We start from the raw sequence: 6,118 nt of genomic DNA on the forward strand, positions 1-6,118 counted from the left end.
TATTTTTTTCACCGCCATTGGCAATCTCCCTACAAAATGGAAACTATTCGTCTCCTTATAAAAGGACCCGTGAGTTTAAATATATCATGTTCCTTCAAACAGTGGTTAAAAGAAATTAAAGGGTATGTTTTATGAGCGGACCGTCGGGGAAAAATGCCAAACCTCCATTGTTTTAGACTTTTTCCATTTTTCCAGCGATAACCCTTTTAAACGCTTCCACAACTTGGGGATCAAACTGGGTCCCCGCTTTGGCCGTAAGTTCCTCTAATGCCTTCCAGGGAGGCATATCTTTGCGGTAGGGGCGATCGGTCACCATGGCATCAAAGGAATCTGCAACCGCCACGATCCGAGCACCCAAGGGAATCTGGGTTTGCTCCTTGGCACCGCCCTCCAATTCACTCAAAAAATACTTGTGGTGGGCGAGGACAATGGGTACAACCTCCTTGAGTACGGCTCCTACTGAGGAAAGGATGTTCGCCCCTTTGGCGGCATGGGTATCGATCAACGCCCGCTCTTTCATACTTAAATCAGCGGCTTTGCGGAGAACCTCACCACTTATTTCTATCTTCCCGATGTCATGGAGCAATCCGGCTGCTCGAATGTTTTCAACTTCTATCTTGGATAATCCCAGGGCTATGGCTATTTCCTGAGAAAATTCGGAGACCCGGAGAGAATGGCCTTTGGTGTATTGATCCGTCGATTCCAGGTATTTGGATAAGATCTCCAGGATGCCGATGTAGGCTTTTCTCAGCTCTAACATTCCCCGCTCACTCAGTTCGTACAGGGTCCCCACCACGATGCTCGCCAGGATGAGAAATCCGGCCCAGGAGGAAAGCAAGGCAAAGTTAGGCAAAATTTGCTTGCTTCCGAAAAAGCGCTCGGGAAAAATTAAGACAAAGAGCAGCACGGCCAGGACCGAAAGGATGGCAGTCAATAGACCCATGCGTTGTCCCAATAAATAGCTCGCCACCAGGACAGGGAGATAATAAAAATTGAGGATGATCGACTTTTCCTCGATAAAGTACATACCAATGAAAGCCACCAGGAGAATGAGGCCAACCAGAATCCTCTCAAAATACCTGATGACCAATTGTTTGAACCCTTCCATAGTCATTCTTGCCTTATTCCCTCCCGACCCATAGATCCTCGGTCTTCCGTTCCTCCACCCATTTTTTTCCCATCGCAATTCCTTCCAGAACCCCGATGGCTACGCCTGCTTTAACAAAGGTTATCGTTCCTTGATCCAGGTGCCCGCCGTAAGTAGCAATGCTATCCCCCATGACGGTGGAAGCTGAAAAATGAGCATGTACGTGGGGCTCTCCGTTCACCCGGGGAACGATATAGCCTGATAAAGACAATAGTTCCAAAGGCTTTTGTACCTCAAAATAAATTCGGTCTTTGGGCATTACCGGGTATTCTTGGGGAAAAATTTTCAAGTTCCTGAAGACGGCCTTTTTCAGAGCACCGATTCCCATAAGGATTAGGCCTTTCTGAATTTTTTCCCTCTTCACCACCTCGTAGATCGCTTCCAACAAATCCACGCCAATGGGTATACGGGCCAAGACAATCCGTTCCAACCTTCCACTATCGATCCCTTCTAAAAGTGGCCTACCTTCCATTCTCTACTCCTTTTTAAGCGGCTATATTTTTTCCTTTATAAAAACTCGGCCTCTTACCGGACCTTGAATCTTTCGCCTTGAAACCCTTCCGGTTGCCGGTTGTCAAAATCCTGCATTATCGTCCCCTCCAACCACCATCAACCGTGAGAATGGCACCGTGCACATAATTAGCCGTGGCGGTAACCCGGCACCAGAGCAACCTTGCCATTTAACCTGAATTGGCTGAGAATATCTATTTATTCTCCCCGAGTATCAATCAGGACCTTCATCAGGTCTGTACTGCCTTCGATCTGCTCAAATACCCTCTGCAAATCCGCCAAAGGCCGCCGGTCGCTGATCAACCGGCCCAGCGGCAGGACTCCCATGGCCGCCAAAGCAATGGCTTTTTCAAAGTCTTCCGGCTCATATACCCGCGCGCCGCAGAGGTGCAATTCGCGCCAGAAAAAACGGAAAAGGTCCACCTTGGGCAATTCCGCGAAAATCGCCACAATAACGATCCGGCCCCGGGTCCGGGCCAGTTGGGTCATGGTAGCAGCTCCGGCCGCAGACCCGGACACCTCAAAAACTACATCGGCCCCTGCCCCGTCGCTCCGCTTCCCCACCCAAGCGGCCAGATCGGCCTCTTGGGGGTTGATGGCCTCCAGCCCGATTTCGCGAGCTAGGTTTAACCGAAACGGATTCAACTCCGAGATTAACACCCGCGCCCCGATGTGCGCAGCCACCATAGCGATCAATAAGCCAATGGGGCCGCCGCCAATAACCACAACTTCTTCTCCGGATTGCACCTCCCCCCGCCGCACATCGTGACAGGCCACCGCCAGGGGCTCAATTAAGGCTGCCTGGTCCAGAGGAAGGGCCGGGGGCAGCCGGTGAAGGGTGTGGGCAGGCACTGTCCAGGAACCTTGAAAAGCGCCGGGGGTGTCAATTCCCAGGAATTTGAGATTGTAGCAGATATGGGCAAGTCCGGCGCGACAGGCCGGGCAGTTTCCACAGGGATCCAAGGGGCGCACCACCACCCGTTCTCCTACCGACCAGCTCTTGACGTTCGTGCCGACCTCGGCAATCTCGCCGGCCATTTCATGGCCGACGACTTGCGGCATGGTAATCCGTTTATCCATATCGCCCTTGAAAATATGCAGGTCCGTTCCGCACACGCCACAATAAGCTACCTTGAGACGGACTTCATTCGGTCCGGGCGGGCGCTGGATCGATTCACCAATCTTGATGGTTCTGTTCCCTTGATAGTAGGCAGCTTTCATAGATCTTCTCCATTTATCCCAGATAGTTTAGAAGAACAAATCCCCCTCTTATTGAAGAAATTCCTAATAAAGTACAATAGGGGCGAAATTGGAGCACCCAGAAGATTACAAAGATTATAAAGACCTTGCTCCATCGATACAAGACTTTTTTTACCGACGAATTGCCGTATATATGATGGGGGAGACGCTGGTAGGTTATTAAGGTTATTAGGGTCCATGTTTTTTAAAGGAGAGAGGGGGGATTTGAACCCCTAAGGAATGCCCCACGCAAGCCTAAGGGCGCTAACCGTAAATTTTCTAACCCCTTGGTGACAACGTTCAGGACATCGTTTACTGATTTTATGTTCAGGACATCGTTTACTATTGGTCTTTGACAATCGAGCAGCCACAGTCCGTTTTATCATGGAAACCTAATTTTTCCAGGTGGTGTTCATGAATGCTAAAGCTCTTTCTGGATAGGATCCAGGTCGAACAATACGAGTATCAACTGCGCGACTATTGATGCAGGTCACGGCATCGCGAGATACATAGCCTTAAAACTTTGAGTTAACGATGTGGTGACCATTTTTTGAGTAAACGATGTCCTGAACGTTGTCAGCTAAGGTCTATTGATACCGTGTAGTAACTTGTAACCTCGGTATCAATCTTGGTAAAATACTGTTCAACGAAATACAGTATTGATGCAATTGCGAACTCAGCATCATATCTTGTGAACTGGTAATCCTTTATTTCCGCAGCGTGAGCGCCTGGGACATTGCCAAGCAACCGCAGTGAATCAGCCACATGCAGTAAATGGTCTGGGATATTGCCCTTTCCTTTGAAACCTTTAATTAAATCGTTTAACATAAGTGGTCTGTTGTTTTTGCCAAGAGGTTCTTGCCCAAGGAGACGTTTGTAAGCAAACTTCAGCAAAGCTTCTATCCCTCTTCGGCACATGACAACGCAGGACTTGTAGTTGCCAATCTCCAACGACTTCTGGGCTTCCTGAATAGATTCTTCGAGGAACGGAGGTAGGTCGTGAGATGGGTCCCAGCCATATGCCCCATGAAGCATGCCGCAAAACATGGCGAAGGTTGTCTCGTCATCGCTCCACTGTGATTCTTGTGAGATATCTTCAGGTTCCTTAAATGAAGGTGGAAACCCAAGGAAAACACCCCGAAGGTACTCTGACGCTTTATCGCTGTCATTGCTCAGGATTTGAATGCTTCCATCAATCATGACTTGGATTGAGATGAAATAATCCTCTTCTTTATCAATTTTCCTGAGCAATAGGTGTGGCTTCAGATTCCCCAAAATCTGAGCCATTGGATGCTCTTGAGGTACTTCCATTTTCATCTCCGTATGGAAGCGCACCCTGTCAGTGTTTATCGACCAACCCTTGGAATGAAGAAATTCCAGATTGATATCCAGAGGGGAGAAGTCTGGAACTCCGTTAATGAGATACACTTCCTTTTGTGGGTTGTCTGAAAAGTAGTTAGCAATCGGAATGTGTTTCATGTCATTCATTTTTTTGCTTAACGCAGAAGTCACCGGCAGGTGTGAAGCGCAGCAGAACTCATGTCCGGTGAACTGACAGGTTCTGCCTGAAGTTACATATTTTCCTGTATCAATAAGGATCAGGCTACATTCTTTGCAAGCAACTCCCGCACAGCAGGAACTAGTTCATTCGGGACTTCGACGAAAGTCTGCGATGCATCTTCCCAAGCAGCTTCGTCTTCGGCAACCGCTTCATCCTCAGTCTGGTTTTCATAATGATTAAGAACGCGCTTGACGCGCTCTTCATCCCATCCTTTTGGGAATTTATTTTGTTTCATCGTCTTTGTCTCCTTCGGCCTCGACGCCGATATGCTTTGAGGGGTTTCCCTACCAATTCATATGCAGTGATTACGAATACACTGTCAGGCTCAGGATTGGGGACATAGATAACTCGAAGATATCGACCGTTCCGTGTTTGTCCGATAGCAATTCGAGAGTTTTCCTTGCCCGGACGGTCCTCTCCGGGCTTTTGGAGTACATCTTCGACCTCATCTTCCCGCACCTTATGGTTGTAAATATGAGGAAGACCAGTCTCTGAATCAATGTAAAAACGAATTTTCATTTATTATACTCTAAAAACCAATTCCATGTCCAATCTTAGGCAGAATCGGGATAGGGGGGAACCTCGCGGCTCCTCCCCTCCCACACCACCGTACATACGGATCACGTATACGGCGGTTCGGCAGAGTAAGTCAACCGGGGAACCGTTTGGGCCTTCCCCTTCGACAAACTCAGGATACTATACCCTCTCCTGACTTCTCCTCTGCGGTCAACGTCAATTTCTCAACGTTCAGTCCCGCCGACGGCGGGATCGCACGCGACTTCCCAGGGCACCGAGGAGATCTCCCGGGGTAAGACACAGAACGTTCCACGCGTAAGCGCCGGATTTATAAAGTCCCGCTTATAGCGGGATTCGTCGCCCCGCGCTTTTGGATTGGGCTTCCTTCAGACCCCACCTCACGATGACGCCCTTGTCCTTCTCCTATCCTTCGGCTCCGCGAAAACCTGGTATGGGGACTTCCACCCCATAAGTTCTGTGCCATGCCCGGCACACACGTCAATGCTCAGGCCCGCGCGATCAGCGCGTGGCCTGGAGCGGCCTGTTATCCCCTTTCATCTACCACATCCACCAAGTCTTTGTAGCCAGTGGATTAGTGGCATGTAAAAAGGGGGACGTTCGTGCAGAAAGTGCTGGACGGATGATAAAGGATATTTCATATTGTGATTATGCTGGGATCAGCCAGATTAGATGCGCCCGGGGTTTTTCACCATGTGATAGGGCGAAGGTGGAGCTATACTTGGTGGTTGCGAATTCCTGTATTACCCGCGCGCTTTCCTCAGGGGGCAAGAAGTTCCGGTGAATTGTATGGGGACCGCTAAGCAATTTCTACACGAACGTCCCCCCTTTCAGTCCCCCCTTTTCACTTCGCCACACCTTAAGAGGCGTCAAACAAAAATAAGTGATATGCCCCCCGAATTAAAAATTCTTGACGCCTGGTATAACTGAAGTCATACTCGTATTATGAAAACAGCTATATCTATCCCCGATAAAGTTTTTCGCTCAGCCGATGCTCTGGCGAAGCGTCTTGGTATTTCTCGGAGTGAACTCTATACCACCGCAGTTACTGAGTTGCTGTCAAAGAATCAAGGTCGCCAGGTGACAGCCCGCCTCGATACGGTTTATGCAGAGGAAGATTCTTCTTT

At 49.1% G+C, this 6,118-nt stretch carries 7 protein-coding genes; 1 reads left to right on the top strand and 6 read right to left on the bottom strand.

Annotated elements, in window-relative coordinates; translation table 11 throughout:
* Window positions 1-172 precede the first annotated feature (172 nt).
* From Q7V48_11100 to Q7V48_11125, 6 genes are all read right to left on the bottom strand, one after another.
* Window positions 173-1,114, bottom strand: coding sequence for an HD domain-containing protein (locus Q7V48_11100; protein ID MDO9211272.1), 942 nt, complete (start codon window positions 1,112-1,114; stop codon window positions 173-175).
* A 7-nt stretch (window positions 1,115-1,121) separates the two neighbouring features.
* Complete coding sequence (locus Q7V48_11105) at window positions 1,122-1,619, bottom strand: DNA-binding protein (protein ID MDO9211273.1); 498 nt, start codon at window positions 1,617-1,619, stop codon at window positions 1,122-1,124.
* A 236-nt stretch (window positions 1,620-1,855) separates the two neighbouring features.
* Window positions 1,856-2,878, bottom strand: coding sequence for an alcohol dehydrogenase catalytic domain-containing protein (locus Q7V48_11110; protein ID MDO9211274.1), 1,023 nt, complete (start codon window positions 2,876-2,878; stop codon window positions 1,856-1,858).
* 594 nt (window positions 2,879-3,472) lie between these two features.
* Window positions 3,473-4,384: a DUF4145 domain-containing protein gene (locus Q7V48_11115; protein ID MDO9211275.1), complete on the bottom strand. Its 912-nt coding sequence runs from the start codon at window positions 4,382-4,384 to the stop codon at window positions 3,473-3,475.
* Between the two features lie 110 nt (window positions 4,385-4,494).
* Window positions 4,495-4,692, bottom strand: coding sequence for a hypothetical protein (locus tag Q7V48_11120; GenBank protein ID MDO9211276.1), 198 nt, complete (start codon window positions 4,690-4,692; stop codon window positions 4,495-4,497).
* On the bottom strand, window positions 4,689-4,976 hold the full coding sequence (locus Q7V48_11125; GenBank protein MDO9211277.1) for a DUF4258 domain-containing protein: 288 nt from the start codon (window positions 4,974-4,976) through the stop codon (window positions 4,689-4,691). Before Q7V48_11125 ends, Q7V48_11120 begins: the two co-directional genes overlap by 4 nt.
* Window positions 4,977-5,936: 960 nt before the next feature.
* Between Q7V48_11125 and Q7V48_11130 the strand changes: the two genes are divergently transcribed.
* Window positions 5,937-6,118, top strand: a 182-nt coding sequence (locus Q7V48_11130; GenBank protein ID MDO9211278.1) for a hypothetical protein, incomplete at its 3' end; no start/stop codon positions are given.

This window comes from Deltaproteobacteria bacterium (genome assembly GCA_030654105.1).
Lineage (GTDB): Bacteria > Desulfobacterota > SM23-61 > SM23-61 > SM23-61 > JAHJQK01.